Raw genomic sequence first — 14,641 nt, forward strand, 5'->3', positions numbered from 1 at the left:
GGTCTCCGGGCTATTCGGTGGCCTTGATGCCTGCGTCCCGGATGACCTTGCCGTAGCGGATGATTTCGGCCTGCAGCAGGGCGGCGAACTGCTCGGGTGAGCCGCCGCCCGCGCCCACGCCGGTGGGCTCCAGGCGGGCTTCCATTTCCTTGCTTTTCAGGCCGGTGTTGAGTTCCTGGTTGATCCGGGAAACGATGGCCGGCGGCACGCCGCGCGGGGCCACCAGGCCGTGCCAGGCGACCACGTCGTAGTCGGGCAGGCCGCTCTCGGCCACCGAGGGAATGTCGGGATAGGCCGCCAGCCGTTGTTTGGTGCCCACCGCCAGGGCGCGCAGCTTGCCTGCCTTGACGTGCTGCATCAGCGCCTCGGTGCCGGCGAAGAGCATGTCCACGCTGCCGGCCAGCAGGTCGTTGACGGCCGGGCCTGTGCCCTTGTAGGGGATGTGGGTGCACTTCACCTTGGCCATGTCCATCATGTAGGCGGTCACCACATGCAGGTGGCCGCCCGCGCCGCTGGAGGCATAGGTGAGCTTGCCCGGCTCCTTGCGCGCCAGGGCCAGCAGCTCCTGCAGGTTCTTCGCCGGCACCTTGGGGTTGACGCACAGCACATAGGCGCCGCGCGAGAGCTGGATCACCGGCGCGATGTCCTTGACCGGGTCGAAGTGCAGCGGATAGAGCGCCGGGTTCACCGTGTAGCTGCCGGCCACCAGCAGCAGGGTGTAGCCGTCCGGCGCGGTCTTGACCGCGTATTCGGTGCCCAGCAGGCCGCCGGCGCCGGGGCGGTTCTCCACCACCACCGACTGGCCCAGGCGTTCGGTGAGCACGCCGGCCGCCACGCGCGCCATGAAGTCCGAGCCGCCGCCGGGCGTGAACGGGCAGATGATGCGCAGCGGCTTGTTGGGAAAGCCCGTCTGCGCCCGCGCCAGGGGCGCGAAGGCGGCGGCTGCTGCTGCGGCGGTGAAAGTGCGGCGATCGAGGGTCATGCGGCTGTCTCCTGTCGGTGGTGTTCTATGGACACCCAGGAAGCTGGAGCCCTCAGGTCCGCTCGGCAATCGGTACAAACCGCAGGTCTTCCGGGCCGGTGTAGTTGGCGCTGGGGCGGATGATCTTGTTGTCGATGCGCTGCTCGATCACATGCGCGGCCCAGCCGGCGGTGCGGGCGATGACGAAGAGCGGGGTGAACATGGCGGTCGGCACACCCATCATGTGGTAGCTCACGGCGCTGAACCAGTCGAGGTTGGGGAACATCTTCTTGGCGTCCCACATCACCGTCTCCAGGCGCTCGGCGATGTCGAACATCTTGCGCGAGCCGGCCTCGTCGGAGAGCTTCTTGGCCACTTCCTTGATGACCACGTTGCGCGGGTCGCTGACGGTGTAGACCGGGTGGCCGAAGCCGATGACGACCTCCTTGGCCTCGACGCGGCGGCGCACGTCGGCCTCGGCCTCATCCGGGCTGTCGTAGCGCTTCTGCACCTCGAAGGCCACCTCGTTGGCACCGCCGTGCTTGGGGCCGCGCAGGGCGCCTATGCCGGCGGTGATGGCCGAATGCATGTCGGAGCCGGTGCCGGCCACCACGCGGCAGGCGAAGGTGGAGGCGTTGAACTCGTGCTCGGCATAGAGGTTGAGCGAGACATGCATGGCGCGCTCCCAGCTCTCGGAAGGCTTGTGGCCGTGCAACAGGTGCAGGAAATGGCCGCCGATGGATTCGTCGTCGGTGTCGGTCTCGATGCGCACGCCGTTGTGCGACCAGTGGTACCAGTACAGCAGCATGGAGCCGAGCGAGGCCATCAGCTTGTCGGCGATGTCGCGGGCACCGGGAACGTTGTGGTCGTCCTTCTCAGGCACCACGCAGCCGATGGCCGAGACGGCGGTGCGCATCACGTCCATGGGATGGGCGGCGGCGGGGATGTTCTCCAGCACGGTGCGCACGGCGGCCGGCACGCCGCGCAGGGACTTCAGCTTGGCCTTGTAGCCGCGCAGCTCGGCCTCGGTGGGCAGCTTGCCGTGCACCAGCAGGTAGGCGATCTCCTCGAACTCGCAGCGGGTGGCGATGTCCAGGATGTCGTAGCCGCGGTAGTGCAGGTCGTTGCCGGTGCGGCCCACGGTGCACAGCGCGGTGTTGCCGGCGGTGACGCCGGACAGGGCGACGGATTTCTTGGGCTTGAAGCCGGGGGTGGCGGTGGCTTCGGGGGTGGTCGTGCTCATGTGGCGGTCTCCGGTGCAAATCTGTGGTTGTGCTGCTTCGCAATCTACGCAAAATAGCGCTCCGCGTGAATAGCTGAAAGGGCGAAGATTTGCGAACGCTGACAACAAAGCTTGCGAATCCTGCGAATAACGGGGTGGCCCCATGAGGAAGATGTTCATGGGCGTGCGCCTGCGCCGCCTGCGTGCCGAGCGCGGCATGACCCAGGCCGCGCTGGCCCAGGCGCTGGACCTGTCGCCCAGCTACCTCAACCAGCTGGAGCAGAACCGCAGGCCGCTGACGGTGGCCGTGCTGCTGAAGATCCAGCATGCGCTGGGCGTGGACATCCAGGAGTTCTCCGAGGACGAAAGCTCGCGCCTGGTGGCCGGCCTGCGGGAGGCGCTGGCCGATCCGGCCGAGTCGATCACGCTGCCGGAGCTGCAGGAACTGGCCGCCCAGATGCCGGCGCTGGCGCGGGCGGTACTGGTGCTGCACCGGCGCAATGCCGCCCTGGCGGACCAGGTGGAGGCGCTGACCCTGCGCCTGGGCGACGACCGCACCGAACTCGGCGTGCCGCAGGCCACGGCCTTCGAAGTGGTGCGCGACTTCTTCTTCGCCCACGGCAACTACTTCGATGTGCTGGACCGCGCGGCCGAGGCGATGGCCGCGAAGCTCGGCACGGCCGTGGGGCCGGACTGGCTGGCCCGGCGCCTGCAGCGCGAGCACGGCGTGAGCATCCGCCTGGAAACCATGACCGACAGCAAGCGCCGTTTCGACTCCGCCGCGCGTGTGCTGCACCTGCCCGCCGGCCTGCAGCCGGCGCAGCTGGCCTTCCAGCTGGCCACCCAGCTCGCGCTGGCCGAGCAGGAGGAGGCCATCACCCGCCTGACCGACGCCCCCACGCTGCAGCAGGACGAGGCCGCCCGCAAGCTGGCGCGCATCGGCCTGGCCAACTATTTCGCGGGCGCGCTGCTGCTGCCCTACGGCGAATTCCTGCGGGCGGCCGAGGAGCTGCGTTTCGACATCGACCTGCTGGCCCAGCGCTACGGCGTGGGTTTCGAGACGGTGTGCCACCGGCTCAGCACCCTGCAGCGGCCGGGCACGCCGGGCGTGCCCTTCTTCTTCGTGCGGGTGGACCGGGCGGGCAATATCTCCAAGCGCCAGTCGGCCACGCATTTCCACTTCAGCCGCACGGGCGGCACCTGCCCGCTGTGGAATGTGTACGAAGCCTTCGGCCAGCCGGGGCGCATCATGCCGCAGCTCGCGCGCATGCCCGATGGGCGGGTCTACCTCTGGATCGCCCGCACCGTCACCGGCCATTCGACCGGCTTCGGCTCGCCGCAGAAGACCTTCTCGATCGGCCTGGGCTGCGATGTGCGGCACGCCGGCCGCATGGTGTATGCCAAGGGCCTGGACCTTCAGGACCCGGACGTGGCCACGCCCATCGGCATGGGCTGCAAGATCTGCGAGCGCGAGAGCTGCGCCCAGCGCGCCTTCCCCTTCGTGGGCCGGCCGCTGGCGGTGGACGAGAACCAGAGCCGGTTCGCGCCCTACGGCTTCAGCCCCTGAGCGGGCGGCTCAGGGCTTGGCGGTCTTCTTGATCTCGGCGGCCAGGGCCTCGAACTGCGGCCTTTCCTTGGCCACGAAGGCGCTGACTTCCTGGGTGTTCATGTAGCGGATGGTCAGGCCGCGGCTGCTCATGAAATCGGTGAAGGACTTCTCCTGCATGCCCTTGGCGAAGCCGTCGTGCAGCTGCTTGACGACCTCGTCGGACATGCCGGCCGGCCCGCCGATGGCGCGCCAGGTGCCGATGGACAGGTCGATGCCCTTCTCCTTGAGCGTGGGCACGTCGGGCAGGATGGCGCTGCGTTTGTCGGCCATCACCGCGATCACCCGCATCTTGCCGGCCTGCACCTGGGGCAGCACCTCGGGCGGGCTGGCCACGAAGGCCTCGATGAAGTTGCCCAGCAGCGCCTGCACCGTGGGTGCCGAGCCGTTGTAGGGAATCTGCAGCAGGTCCACGCCGGCCTTGTTGGCGAAGGCGGCGGCCGACAGGTGCCAGATGTTGCCGAAGCCCGAGTTGCCCACGCTGATGCGGCCCGGCGCGGCGCGCGCGGCGGCCAGGAAGGATTCGAGGCTGTCGTACTTGGAGTCGGCGGAGACCACCAGGCAGGCCGGATCCTCGTTGACCATGATGATGGGGCGGAAGTCCTTGCCGGAGAAGGTCAGCGGCTGGAACACCGGCAGGGTGAAGATCTCGGAGGTGTAGGAGTTGAGGAAGAGCCCGTTGGCCGGCTTGATCGCCGCCTGCGACAGGCCCACCGCGCCGCCGGCGCCGGGCAGGTTGAGGACCACGACGGTGCGGTCCAGGTGCTTGCGCGAGGCTTCCATCAGCGCGCGGAAGGTCAGGTCGGTGCCGCCGGCCGGCGGCACCGGGATGATGAAGTTGATCGGGCCTTCGGGCAGCGGCGCCGCCCGGGCTGCCGCGGGCAGCAGGGCGGCGATGCCCGTCAGGGCGAGGCTGGCGCAGAGGGTGCGGCGCTGGAACTTGGGGGTCATGTCTTGTCTCCTGCTGGTTTTATGCGGATCTTCTGGCGGGCTTTCGGGGCTGGCCCGCCGGCAGCTTCATGCCTCAGAGCGCCTGCACCAGGCGCTGCACGGCGACCATGCCGGGGTCGTCCAGGCCCACGCTGCGTTCGGCGAACATGCGGGCCCGGCCGATGCGGTTGGGCTGGTCGCGCAAGGTGTGCAGCGCGGCGTCCGTGGCCTGGCGCGCGGTGGCGGCGAGCGCGGCCGGCGAGGTGTCGGCGGCCGACTGCAGGGCGCGGGCGATGGCGTCGATGCTGTCGAGCATGGTCTTGTCGCCCGGCTTGGCGCCGCCGCGTTGCGACAGCGCCTGGCCGATGCGGTCGAGCAGGGCGACCAGGGCTTCGCGGTCCAGCGCCGGGGTGCCGGCCGTGGCCTTGGCCGCTTCCAGGAAGGCCACGGCCAGCAGGGTGCCGAAGCTGGACCCCGAAGCCTTGGCGCAGGCCTGGGCGCAGGCCTTGAAGAGGCTGGCCAGCGTGGCGGACGGCGCGGCCAGCACCGGGGCCAGGTGCTGCGCGCAGCGCGACAGGGTGGTGCCCAGGTCGCCGTCGCCCAGCCGGGCATCGAGTGCATTGAGTTCGGGCGCGGCGGCCTCCATGGCCTGCGCGCAGCGTTGCAGGCCGGCGTGCACGGCGGGCAGGTCGAGTGGGTGCAGGGTCTCGGTCGTCATCACACCCTCCAGAACGGGCAATGGGCGGGGGCCCGCAGCAGGCGTTCGAGTTCGCTGTCGAGCTTCAGCAGGCTGAGCGAGGCGCCGGCCATTTCCATGGAGGTGGCATAGCGCCCCACCAGCGGCATCACCGGCACCACGCCGCGTTCGCCCAGCACCTGCGCGACGCGGCGGTAGAGGATGTAGAGCTCCTCGTGCGGTGTGGCGCCCAGGCTGTTGACCAGCACCGCCACCCGGTCGCCGCGGACCAGCGAGAGTTCGGGCAGCAGCTGCTCCAGCATCTCGTCGGCCAGGCGGTCAGCGGTCTTCAGCGGACCGCGCCAGATGCCGGGTTCGCCATGGATGCCCATGCCGAACTCGATCTCGTCCTCTGCGATGCTGAAGCTGGGCTGGCCCGACTCCGGCACGATGCAGGGTGTGAGCGCCACGCCGATGGAGCGGCAGCCGTCCGCCGCGCGGCGGGCGGTGTCGGCCACCTCGGCGAGCGAGGCGCCTTCGGCCGCGCGGGCACCGGCGAGCTTGTAGGCATAGACCAGGCCGGCCACGCCGCGGCGCTTCTCACGCTCGGCCAGCGGCGCGCTGGCCACGTCGTCGGCCACCCGCACCGACTGCACGGGCACATCGTCCATCTCCAGGAACTCCTGGGCCATGTCGAAGTTCATGCGGTCGCCGCCGTAGTTGCCGTAGAGCAGCAGCACGCCGGCACCGCCGTCGGCGGCGCGCGCGGCCTCCTGGCAGTCGGCCACACGCGGGCCGGCGAAGACGTTGCCGACCGCGCAGGCGTCGAGCAGGCCTTCGCCCACGTAGCCGAGGAACACCGGCAGGTGGCCCGAGCCGCCGCCGGTGACGATGCCGACCTTGCCGGGCAGCGCGCCGCCGGCCCGGGCGATCACCCGGCCGTCGTCGCCCAGGCGGCGCAGCGCCTCGGGATGCGCGGCGACCAGGCCGTCGAGCATCTCGTCGACATAGGCCGCGGGCTGGTTGAGGATCTTCTTCATGGGAAGCGTCGCGCGGCTGCGGCGGTTCAGTTGTCGAAACGCAGCACGTTGACGATCTCGCGGCGGATGTGGGCCGCCTGCTCGTCCGAGGTGGCCGGCATGGGCATGCGCGGCAGGCCGGTCTCGCAGCCCTGCAGCGAGAGCGAGAACTTGATGTTGGCCGGCAGGTTGTCGAAGGCGATGGTGTTCCAGAAGCGCAGCAGGGCTTCGTGGATCTGCTTGGCCTTGGCATGGTCGCCGGCCTGCACCGCGTTCCACAGGTTCACGCAGACGCCGGGCACCGCCGCCGGGTTGGCGGCGATGGTGCCGTGGCAGCCCAGCACGAAGGAGGGATAGAGCAGGGCATCGACCGCGCTGTAGACCTTCTTGCCGGCGGGCAGGTCGAGCAGCAGGTCGGCCATCAGCTTCAGGTCGCCGGCCGACTGCTTCACGCCGATCACGCCCGACATGTCGCGCATGATGCGCAGCAGCAGCTTGGGGCTGAGGTAGTTCCAGGGCACGACGTTGTAGATGATCACCGGGAACTTGGTGGCATCGCACAGCGCCTTGAAGTGCTTGTAGGTGGCGTCCTCGTCGGGCTTGAAGACGTAGTGCACCGGCGTGACCTGCAGGCCGGCCACCGGCAGGTGGGCGATGCTGCGCACCCGGGCGATGGCGTCGCGGGTGCTGTTGACGATGATGCCGGCCACCACCGGAATGGCACCGGCGACTTCCTCGCAGGCGATCTCCATCAGGCGCTTGAATTCGTCCGGCGAATAGGTGTGGCCCTCGCCGCTGCTGCCGCCCACGCAGATGCCGTGGACCTTCTTCTGCACCATGAAGCGGCAGACGCCGCGGAAGGCTTTTTCATCCACCTCGCCGTCGGCGGTGAAGGGCGTGACGATGGGGGGATGATGCCGGTCAGGTCGGAACTCATGGCGTGCTGCTTTCGTTGGGCGGAGTGAAAAGACAGGCGCATGATGATCTGACATGTCTGTGACATGTCACGGGGAAATCCCTTGATGCCTTCGGATCACCGTACGGCGGCGTGCACGCGACAATCGCATTCAGGAGCCCACGAATGCCCGCCAAGAAGCCGCCGACCGAATCGATGATCCCCGCCGCCGCGCCGGCTGCCGCCGATGCCCCTGTGTCGTCCAGCCTGAGGACGCTGGCCTACGAGCGTTTCCGCCAGAACATCATGGGCGGGCAGTTGAAGGCGGGGCAGTTCGTCTCGCAGCGCGAGCTGGTGGACCTGCTGCAGGTGCCGCTGGGCGCCGTGCGCGAGATGATTCCCCGGCTGGAAGCCGGCCGCCTGCTGCTGACCGTGCCCAAGCGCGGCCTGCAGATCGCCCATGTGGACATGCGCCTGATCCGCAATGCCTTCCAGGTGCGCACCATGATCGAACGCGAGGCGGTGCAGGCCTATCTGCGGCAGGTGAGCGAGGCCGAGCTGTCGCAGGAGGAGTCCCGGCACCAGGCCATCCTGGACCGCGCCTTGTCAGGCAGGCCCGATCCGGCGCTGGACCAGGACGGCCTGGCGGTGGACTGGGCGCTGCACGACCGCATGGTGGACAGCCTGGGCAACGAGATCCTGTCGGACATCTACCGGGTCAACAGCATGCATGTGCGCATGATCCGGCTGGAGGCGCCGCTGGTGCTGCCCGAGCGGGTGATACCGGCGATGCAGGAGCACCTGCAGTTCATCGGCCTGCTGCGGGCGCGGGACGCTGAGGGGGCGGTGCGGGCGATCGAGGCCCATATCGACCAGTCGCGCCAGCGGGTGCTGAGCGCGATGCTGCGGATGGGGTGAACGGCCTCAGGCCGCCCGCCGGGCCCTGCGCTTGCGTCGCCAGACCAGCACGCCGGTGACGCTCAGCAGGGCCACGCCGAGGCCGGTGGCGCAGAGCAGCAGCTGCATCGGCCAGCCGCCGACCGAGGCCATGTGCAGGTCGCTCAGCCAGGTGCGCAGGGTGTCGCCGCTGGCCTGGCCGGTGGGCAGCCAGATGCCGCGCAGGGCGCCGGTGTCGCCGTCCAGCGCCATGCGGGTGTTGCCGCCGTGGCGGCGGATGTCGCGGCTGGTCCTGGCGTCGTAGCGGTAGAGGCCGCGGGCCGGGTCGTAGATCAGGGCTTTTTCTTCGAGCACGGTGAAGCCTTTTTCGATGGCCTGCCGGGCCATCAGCGCCCGGCCGGCGGCGAGGGCCTGGGGCCAGGCCAGCGCCGGCTGCAGGCGCGGTTGGGGAAGCCGGGCCAGGGTCTCCAGCCCGGGCTGGCGGCTGAAGGCGGCGTTCATCACCGGGTCGTAGACGGCCGGCAGGTTGAAGGCGACCGAACTCCAGGCGATCACGAAGAGCATCGCCCACAGCCACAGGCCGCCGGCGCGGTGCAGGTCGAAATGCAGCTTGTAGCCGCGTGCCCGGCGCACCCGCCATGCTCCGGCCCAGCGCCGCAGCGAGAAGGGCTGCGTACCGACGGGCAGGGTGAGCCAGGCGCCGACGAAGCAGTCCAGCGTCCACAGCAGGCCGACGGCGCCGAAGGCATAGGCACCGACCGGGCCCAGGGCGAAGGACTCGTGCAGGCGGTAGACGAAGGGCATGAGGTTGCGCCGGCCCTGGGAGATGTCGCCCCACTTGCGGTCTCCGAGCAGGCGGCCGGTGTAGGGATCGACGAAGACCTGGTCGGCCGACAGGGCCGGCGGACGGGCGCCCTTGGCCGATGGCATGGGGCGCAGCATGAAGAGCTGCGAACGGCCGGGCTCGACCCGCAGCGGCACCCGCAGCGCGAGCGCCTGCGGATACCGCGCCTGCACCCGCTCGCGCAGCAGCAGGGGATCGAGCGGCCGGGCCTCGGGCGTGGGCGGTTCGGCCCGGAACAGCTCCGGACTGAACAGCATCTCCAGCTCGTCGTTCCAGGCCAGCAGGCTGCCGCTCAGGCCCGACAGCAGCAGGAAGCCGGCCAGCACCAGCCCCACCCAGCGGTGCAGCAGCACCAGCCCCGCGCGCGTCCGCATCGCCCTGCGCCTTACCAGGCGTAGCTGAGCGTGGCGGTGGCCTGCCTCGCGTCGCCGTAGCGGCAGATGGCGAACTCGCAGTAGGTGAACTTCTTGTTGGTGAAGTTGCTGACGTTGGCTGTCAGGCTCCAGTGGGGGTCGATCCGCCAGCGCAGCATGGCGTCGTACAGCGTGTAGGCCGGGCGCGGGGAGGCGATGCCCGAGGGCTGGGTCTGGCCCTTGTAGCGGGCGCCCAGGCCGATCTTGAGCTGGGGCAGTCCCAGGCTGGCGAAGCCGTAGTCGATCCAGGCGGCGGCCTGGTTGTAGGGCGTGTCCTCGCTGCGCTGGCCGACCTCGGCGGCGATGGTGCTGCGGGTGATGCGGGCGTCGGTATAGGCGTAGGAGCCCAGCACGCTGACGTCGCGGCCGAGTTCGGCCTTGGCTTCCAGTTCGAAGCCGCGCGAGCGCACCTCGCCGGCCTGGCGGTAGACGTCGGCGCTGGCGTCGTACTTCAGCACATTGGTCTGGGTGAGTTCGTAGACGGTGCCGGACAGCAGCATCTTGCTGCCCTCGGGCTGGTAACGCACGCCGGCCTCGTACTGCTTGCCGCCGGTGGGCTTGAAGGTCTGGCCGCCGGCATCGGCCGCTGCCACGGGGAAGAAGGATTCGCTGTAGCTCACATAGGGCGCCACGCCGTTGTCGGCCTTGTAGACCACGCCGGCGCGCCAGGTGTTGGCCTGGTTGTCCATGCCGGTGCGGGCCTGGTTGCGGTGCTGGGTCTGGTCTTGGTCGGCCCAGTCGTGGCGGGCGCCGAGCAGCACCGTCCAGCGCTCGCCGAAGTTCATCTGGTCCTGCAGGTAGAGGCCCTTCTGCACCGTGTCGATGAGCGAGCCGCGGTCCAGGCTGGGGTCGCGGTTGACGACGACCGGCTGGCCGTAGTTGTAGGTGGCCAGGTTGAGGGAGGAGGCGTTGCCGCGGAAGTTGCGCGAGTCGTAGCGGGTCTTGTAGGCGTCCAGGCCCAGCAGCACGGTGTGGCGGGCGCCGAAGAGGTCCCACCGGGTCTCGACATGGGTGTCGGTGGCCACGCCGCGCGAATGTTCCAGGCGGTCGCTGTACTGGCGCGCGAGTACGCCGCGGGTGGCGGCGGCGGTGATGGCGGCGGCGGTGGTCTGGGCCTGCAGGTAGTTCCAGGTGACCTCGCTTTCGAAGTAGCGCAGCTTGTGGCTGATGCGGGCGCGGTCGCTGAAACGGTGCTCGAATTCGTAGCCGACGGTGGCCATGTCGCCCTTCATCTCGTCGTAGGAAGGTTCGCCGATGAAGGCCGTGCGGCCGATGCGGAAGGCGCCGGCGGTGCCCACGCCTTCGGTCAGCTGGTAGGGCAGGGGGCGGAGAAGCGGGTGTTGGTCTTTTGGTAGAAGGACAGCAGGGTCAGCGAGGTGTCCGCGGTGGGATGCCAGCGGATCGAGGGGGCGATGTAGAGGCGGTCGTCCTTGAGGAAATCCTGCGCGCTGTCGCTCTCGCGGCCGAGGAAGGTGAGGCGGTAGTCCAGGTCCTCGCGGCCGGCGAGCGGGCCGCCGAAGTCGCCCGAGACCTGGCGGCGGTCGTACTGGCCGGCCTGCAGGTTGATCTCGTGGATGGGCGTGGCGCCGGGCCGCTTGCTCACGGCGTTGATCACGCCGCCGGGCGAGAGCTGGCCGTAGAGCACCGAGGCGGCGCCGCGCAGCACTTCCACCCGCTCCAGGCCGTAGGGCTCCTGGATGCCGTCGTAGGAGTTGGTCTGCAGCCGCAGGCCGTCGCGCAGCGAGCCGCTGGTGGCGGATTCCACGTCCATGCCGCGGATGCGGAAACGGTCGGCGGTGCGGTTGAAGCTGGTGGGCTGGCTGGTGAAGCCGGGGGTGTAGTTGAGGGCCTGCGACAGGGTCTCGGCCTGGCGGTTGCGCAGCTCGTCGCTGGTGACGACGGAGATCGACTGGGGAATGTCGACGATGGCGCTGTCGGTCTTGCTGCCGGTGGCGCTGCGTCTGGCGACATAACCGGCGAGCGGGCCGGTGGCGGTTTCGCGCTCGGCCTCGGCCGTGACGGTGACCGGGGCCAGCGTGGCGTGCGGCGCGGCGCCGGGGAGCGGGCGCTGGATCGAGATGGTGGCTGGACCGCTGCGGACGGCGGCCAGGCCGGAGCCGGCCAGGGCCTGGTCGAGCGCCTGCTGCAGGGTGAGGCGGCCCTGCAGCGCGGGCGCGGTCTTGCCGGCGAGCAGCGAGCCTTCGGCGCCGATGGCCACGCCGGACTGGCGCGACAGGGCGGTGAGCGTCTGCGCCAGCGGCTGGGCGGGCAGGGCGATCTGCATGGCGGCGCCGGCCGCGGTCTCCTGCGCGGCGGCGGTCGTCGGTACGGCCAGCACGGTGGCGGCGGCGGAGCAGGCCAGCGCGATGGCGCAGCAGGTCTGTTGTCGGGTCATGGAAGCTCGTCCTCTTGTTGGTTCACGCAGAAGACCGGCGAGCGGCTCAAAACCTGACAAAACGAATTGAAACTATTTGTATCCCAGAGATGTCATCGCGCTTCGATGGAGATGTCGCCGTTGCTGGCGTGGACCACCCGTACCGGCAGCATGTCCGGCAGGCCGCGCAGGAAGGCCTGCGGATTGCGCAGCGGGAAGCTGCCGCTCAGGCGCAGCGCGGCCAGGCCCGGAGCGCTGCCCAGGCGCAGGGGCTGGCGCAGGTAGTCGTTCCAGCGGGCCAGGGCTTCGTCGAGCCGGGTGTTGTCGAACACCAGCCAGCCCTGGCGCCAGGCGGCGATCTGGCCTGCATCCACGCTGCGCTGCGGGCCGGCGCCGCGGGCGTCGGTCTCGATGGTGCTGCCGGCGCCGAGCACGGCGGCGGGTTCGGCGCCGATCTCGATGGGCCTGCCATCGGCTTGCGCCGGCCAGACCGCGACGCGGCCCTCCACCACCGCCACCCGCATATGGCCGCGGCCGGCGCTGACGCTGAAGGTGGTGCCCAGCACCCGCACGCGGCCCCAGTCGGTGGCGACGGTGAAGGGCCGGTCGGGATCGGGGCGGACCTGCAGCAGGATCTCGCCGGCATTGAGGCGGATCTCGCGGCGGTCTCGGTAGAGCGCGACGCTGCCCGAGGTGCGTGCGGCCAGGTTCAACACCGTGCCGTCGGGCAGGGTGTGTTCCTGCAGCTGGCCCTGGCCGCTGGCCAAGGCCAGCTGGAACACGGGCTGGGCCCGGTACCAGCGGCCGCCACCCACGGCCAGGGCGGCAGCGAAGCCGCCGATGCCCAGCGTTGCGATCATCCGGCGTCGGCCCGCCTGCCGCTCGGCATGGCTGCGCGGCAGGGCGAGGTCGGACTGCAGCGCGGCGCCATCGGTGCTGTCCCAGAGATGCTGCGCCGCCGCGAAAGCCTGGGCATGGGCTTCGTCGATGCTTCGCCAGTGCTGCAGCTGCGCCTGGGCATCGAGGGCGATGTCGGGGCGGGCCTTGTGGCTGCGGCCGATCAGCAGCAGGGCGTGTTCGACCATGCGGCGCGAGGGGGTGGCGTGGCTCATCGGCTCATGCCCGGCCGGGCGCCAGGCCGGCGCAATCGAAGATGCCGCGCATCACATGGCGTTCCACTGCCTCGTCGCTCAGGCCCAGGCGTTCGGCCGCCTCGTGGTAGCGCCAGCCGTGGATGCGCACCAGGATGAAGACTTCGCGCCGCTTGCGCGGCATGCGCTCCAGGCGCTCGATCAGGCGTTGCAGCTGCTGGCGTGCGATGGCCGTGCGTTCGACCGAGGGCGCGCTGTCGCTGCCGACCAGGGCCAGGGTGTCGAGCATGCGGCGCTCGGCCGCCTGCCGGGTGGCCGCGGTGGCGGCGATGTTGCGGCCCGCGTGGTAGAGAAAGGCCCTCGGCTCCAGCACCGCGCCGCCGGAGCGCTGCAGCGCATAGACCCGGGAATAGGCTTCCTGCACCAGGTCCGCCGCGCCATCGCCGTCGCCGGCGCGGCGGGTGAAGTAGCGCAGCAGCTCGCGGTAGTAACGCTCGGGCATGGTGCGTCAGGCGGGCCGCCGTGTCGGGGCGGCGCCTTGGAGCGGCAAGCGGGAAAGAAGGGCAAAGCGGGCCACGAACAGGGCGGATCGACGCGGGTCGATGCAAGGTATTTCATTTAATGAGAATTGTTCGTGATTGTATCGCCGGGAGGCCCGCCCCGTCCCGGCGTCATCGCCCCGGTCTCAGTCCACCGTCACCCCGGCCGACTTCACCAGCTTGCCCAGGCGCTCGGAATCGCTGCGGATCAGCTGGCCGAAATCGGCCGCGCTGCCGCCGACCACCGGGGTGCCGATGGCTTCCCAGCGCGTGCGGAACGCTGGGTCCTGGAAGATCGCGTTCACCGTCGCGTTGAGCCGGTCGACGATCTCTTTGGGCGTGCCGGCGCGCACCGCGATGCCGTGCCAGGCGCTGATCTCGTAGCCGGGCACGCCGGCCTCGGCCATGGTGGGCACCTGCGGCAAGGCCGGGCTGCGCTGGGCCGAGGTGACGGCCAGCGGCTGCAGCTTGCCGGTCTGCAGATAGGGCAGGGAACTGCCCAGGATGTCGAACATCACGTTGACCTGCCCGCCCAGCAGGTCGTTGAGCGCGGGGCCGGCGCCGCGGTAGGGGATGTGCTTCAGCTCGGTGTGCACGGTGGTGTTGAAGAGTTCGCCGGCCAGATGCTGCGGCGTGCCGTTGCCGGCCGAGGCATAACTCAGCGGCACCTTGCCGGCCTGGGCCAGGGCGATCAGCTCCTTGACGGTTTTCACGCCCAGCGAGGGGTGTACCTCCAGCACCTGCGGGAAGGCCGAGATCTGGATCACCGGCGCCAGGTCCTTGATCGGGTCGAAGGGCAGGCTCTTGTAGAGCGAGGCGTTGACCGCCATCGGGCCGCTGGCGGCCAGCAGCAGGGTGTAGCCGTCGGCCGGTGTCTGGCGCGCGACCTCGGTGGTGCCGAGGTTGCCGCCGGCGCCGCTCTTGTTGTCCACGATGACGTTGGTGCCCAGGCGCTTCTGCATCTCGGGCGCCAGCATGCGCGCCATCAGGTCGGTGGGACCGCCGGGCGGGTAGGGGACCACGAAGCGGATGGTCTTGCCGGGGTTGGGATAGGCCGTGGCGGCTTGCGCCAGGGCCGTGCCCATGGTGGCCAGGGGCAGCAGGCCGCCAGCGAGCCAGCGGTTGAGGTTTCTTCTGTTCATGGTGTTTTGTCTCCGTCGTTTTGTTTTCTGGT

Annotated in this window: 14 protein-coding genes; 2 read left to right on the forward strand and 12 right to left on the reverse strand. The window is 70.0% G+C overall.

What is annotated here, in order from left to right:
- Window positions 1-10 precede the first annotated feature (10 nt).
- Together GT347_RS22160 and prpC are read right to left on the reverse strand one after the other, a co-directional pair.
- Window positions 11-982, reverse strand: coding sequence for a tripartite tricarboxylate transporter substrate binding protein (locus GT347_RS22160; protein ID WP_160554251.1), 972 nt, complete (start codon window positions 980-982; stop codon window positions 11-13).
- Between the two features lie 52 nt (window positions 983-1,034).
- A complete protein-coding gene (gene prpC, locus GT347_RS22165; protein WP_160554252.1) occupies window positions 1,035-2,204 on the reverse strand; it encodes a bifunctional 2-methylcitrate synthase/citrate synthase in 1,170 nt (389 codons plus the stop codon).
- A 142-nt stretch (window positions 2,205-2,346) separates the two neighbouring features.
- Here prpC and GT347_RS22170 point away from each other — a divergent pair, with 142 nt between their 5' ends.
- The gene (locus GT347_RS22170; RefSeq protein WP_160554253.1) at window positions 2,347-3,750 is read left to right on the forward strand and encodes a short-chain fatty acyl-CoA regulator family protein; all 1,404 of its coding nucleotides are present in this window, start codon (window positions 2,347-2,349) and stop codon (window positions 3,748-3,750) included.
- A gap of 9 nt (window positions 3,751-3,759) precedes the next feature.
- Here GT347_RS22170 and GT347_RS22175 read toward each other — a convergent pair whose 3' ends face one another.
- From GT347_RS22175 to GT347_RS22190, 4 genes are all read right to left on the reverse strand, one after another.
- Window positions 3,760-4,740: a tripartite tricarboxylate transporter substrate binding protein gene (locus GT347_RS22175; protein ID WP_160554254.1), complete on the reverse strand. Its 981-nt coding sequence runs from the start codon at window positions 4,738-4,740 to the stop codon at window positions 3,760-3,762.
- A 73-nt stretch (window positions 4,741-4,813) separates the two neighbouring features.
- On the reverse strand, window positions 4,814-5,437 hold the full coding sequence (locus tag GT347_RS22180; RefSeq protein ID WP_160554255.1) for a DAK2 domain-containing protein: 624 nt from the start codon (window positions 5,435-5,437) through the stop codon (window positions 4,814-4,816).
- Window positions 5,437-6,435: a dihydroxyacetone kinase subunit DhaK gene (locus GT347_RS22185; RefSeq protein ID WP_160554256.1), complete on the reverse strand. Its 999-nt coding sequence runs from the start codon at window positions 6,433-6,435 to the stop codon at window positions 5,437-5,439. Before GT347_RS22185 ends, GT347_RS22180 begins: the two co-directional genes overlap by 1 nt.
- Before the next feature lie 26 nt (window positions 6,436-6,461).
- Window positions 6,462-7,289 carry a dihydrodipicolinate synthase family protein gene (locus GT347_RS22190; RefSeq protein WP_229722427.1) on the reverse strand — a complete coding sequence of 276 codons (828 nt, stop codon included), beginning with the start codon at window positions 7,287-7,289 and terminating at the stop codon, window positions 6,462-6,464.
- Window positions 7,290-7,495: 206 nt separating this feature from the next.
- Here GT347_RS22190 and GT347_RS22195 point away from each other — a divergent pair, with 206 nt between their 5' ends.
- Window positions 7,496-8,227: a GntR family transcriptional regulator gene (locus GT347_RS22195; RefSeq protein ID WP_229722428.1), complete on the forward strand. Its 732-nt coding sequence runs from the start codon at window positions 7,496-7,498 to the stop codon at window positions 8,225-8,227.
- 6 nt (window positions 8,228-8,233) lie between these two features.
- On the opposite strand, the gene GT347_RS22200 is transcribed toward GT347_RS22195, so the two are convergent.
- The 6 genes from GT347_RS22200 to GT347_RS22220 form a co-directional block, all read right to left on the reverse strand.
- Window positions 8,234-9,424: a PepSY-associated TM helix domain-containing protein gene (locus GT347_RS22200; RefSeq protein ID WP_160554258.1), complete on the reverse strand. Its 1,191-nt coding sequence runs from the start codon at window positions 9,422-9,424 to the stop codon at window positions 8,234-8,236.
- Window positions 9,425-9,435: 11 nt separating this feature from the next.
- Entirely contained in the window at window positions 9,436-10,761 is a 1,326-nt protein-coding gene (locus GT347_RS27675; protein ID WP_229722429.1) for a TonB-dependent siderophore receptor, read from the reverse strand.
- Window positions 10,762-10,769: 8 nt separating this feature from the next.
- Window positions 10,770-11,858, reverse strand: a complete 1,089-nt coding sequence (locus tag GT347_RS27680) for a TonB-dependent siderophore receptor (RefSeq protein ID WP_229722430.1) — start codon at window positions 11,856-11,858, stop codon at window positions 10,770-10,772.
- 92 nt (window positions 11,859-11,950) lie between these two features.
- Entirely contained in the window at window positions 11,951-12,949 is a 999-nt protein-coding gene (locus GT347_RS22210; protein ID WP_160554259.1) for a FecR family protein, read from the reverse strand.
- Window positions 12,950-12,953: 4 nt separating this feature from the next.
- Window positions 12,954-13,430 carry an RNA polymerase sigma factor gene (locus GT347_RS22215; RefSeq protein WP_160554260.1) on the reverse strand — a complete coding sequence of 159 codons (477 nt, stop codon included), beginning with the start codon at window positions 13,428-13,430 and terminating at the stop codon, window positions 12,954-12,956.
- A 183-nt stretch (window positions 13,431-13,613) separates the two neighbouring features.
- Window positions 13,614-14,609 (reverse strand): Bug family tripartite tricarboxylate transporter substrate binding protein, encoded by a 996-nt coding sequence (locus GT347_RS22220; RefSeq protein WP_160554261.1) that lies wholly within the window; start codon window positions 14,607-14,609, stop codon window positions 13,614-13,616.
- Window positions 14,610-14,641 lie beyond the last annotated feature (32 nt).

The organism is Xylophilus rhododendri, from assembly GCF_009906855.1.
Classification (GTDB): Bacteria; Pseudomonadota; Gammaproteobacteria; order Burkholderiales; family Burkholderiaceae_C; genus Xylophilus; species Xylophilus rhododendri.

Excerpts from the sequence above, each read along its gene's own strand:
- GT347_RS22160 (WP_160554251.1), bottom strand. The coding sequence starts at position 982 with ATGACCCTCGATCGCCGCACTTTCACCGCCGCAGCAGCAGCCGCCGCC.
- GT347_RS22170 (WP_160554253.1), top strand. The coding sequence starts at position 2,347 with ATGAGGAAGATGTTCATGGGCGTGCGCCTGCGCCGCCTGCGTGCCGAG.
- prpC (WP_160554252.1), bottom strand. The coding sequence starts at position 2,204 with ATGAGCACGACCACCCCCGAAGCCACCGCCACCCCCGGCTTCAAGCCC.
- GT347_RS22215 (WP_160554260.1), bottom strand. The coding sequence starts at position 13,430 with ATGCCCGAGCGTTACTACCGCGAGCTGCTGCGCTACTTCACCCGCCGC.
- GT347_RS22185 (WP_160554256.1), bottom strand. The coding sequence starts at position 6,435 with ATGAAGAAGATCCTCAACCAGCCCGCGGCCTATGTCGACGAGATGCTC.
- GT347_RS22220 (WP_160554261.1), bottom strand. The coding sequence starts at position 14,609 with ATGAACAGAAGAAACCTCAACCGCTGGCTCGCTGGCGGCCTGCTGCCC.
- GT347_RS22200 (WP_160554258.1), bottom strand. The coding sequence starts at position 9,424 with ATGCGGACGCGCGCGGGGCTGGTGCTGCTGCACCGCTGGGTGGGGCTG.
- GT347_RS27680 (WP_229722430.1), bottom strand. The coding sequence starts at position 11,858 with ATGACCCGACAACAGACCTGCTGCGCCATCGCGCTGGCCTGCTCCGCC.
- GT347_RS22210 (WP_160554259.1), bottom strand. The coding sequence starts at position 12,949 with ATGAGCCACGCCACCCCCTCGCGCCGCATGGTCGAACACGCCCTGCTG.
- GT347_RS22195 (WP_229722428.1), top strand. The coding sequence starts at position 7,496 with ATGCCCGCCAAGAAGCCGCCGACCGAATCGATGATCCCCGCCGCCGCG.
- GT347_RS22175 (WP_160554254.1), bottom strand. The coding sequence starts at position 4,740 with ATGACCCCCAAGTTCCAGCGCCGCACCCTCTGCGCCAGCCTCGCCCTG.
- GT347_RS22180 (WP_160554255.1), bottom strand. The coding sequence starts at position 5,437 with ATGACGACCGAGACCCTGCACCCACTCGACCTGCCCGCCGTGCACGCC.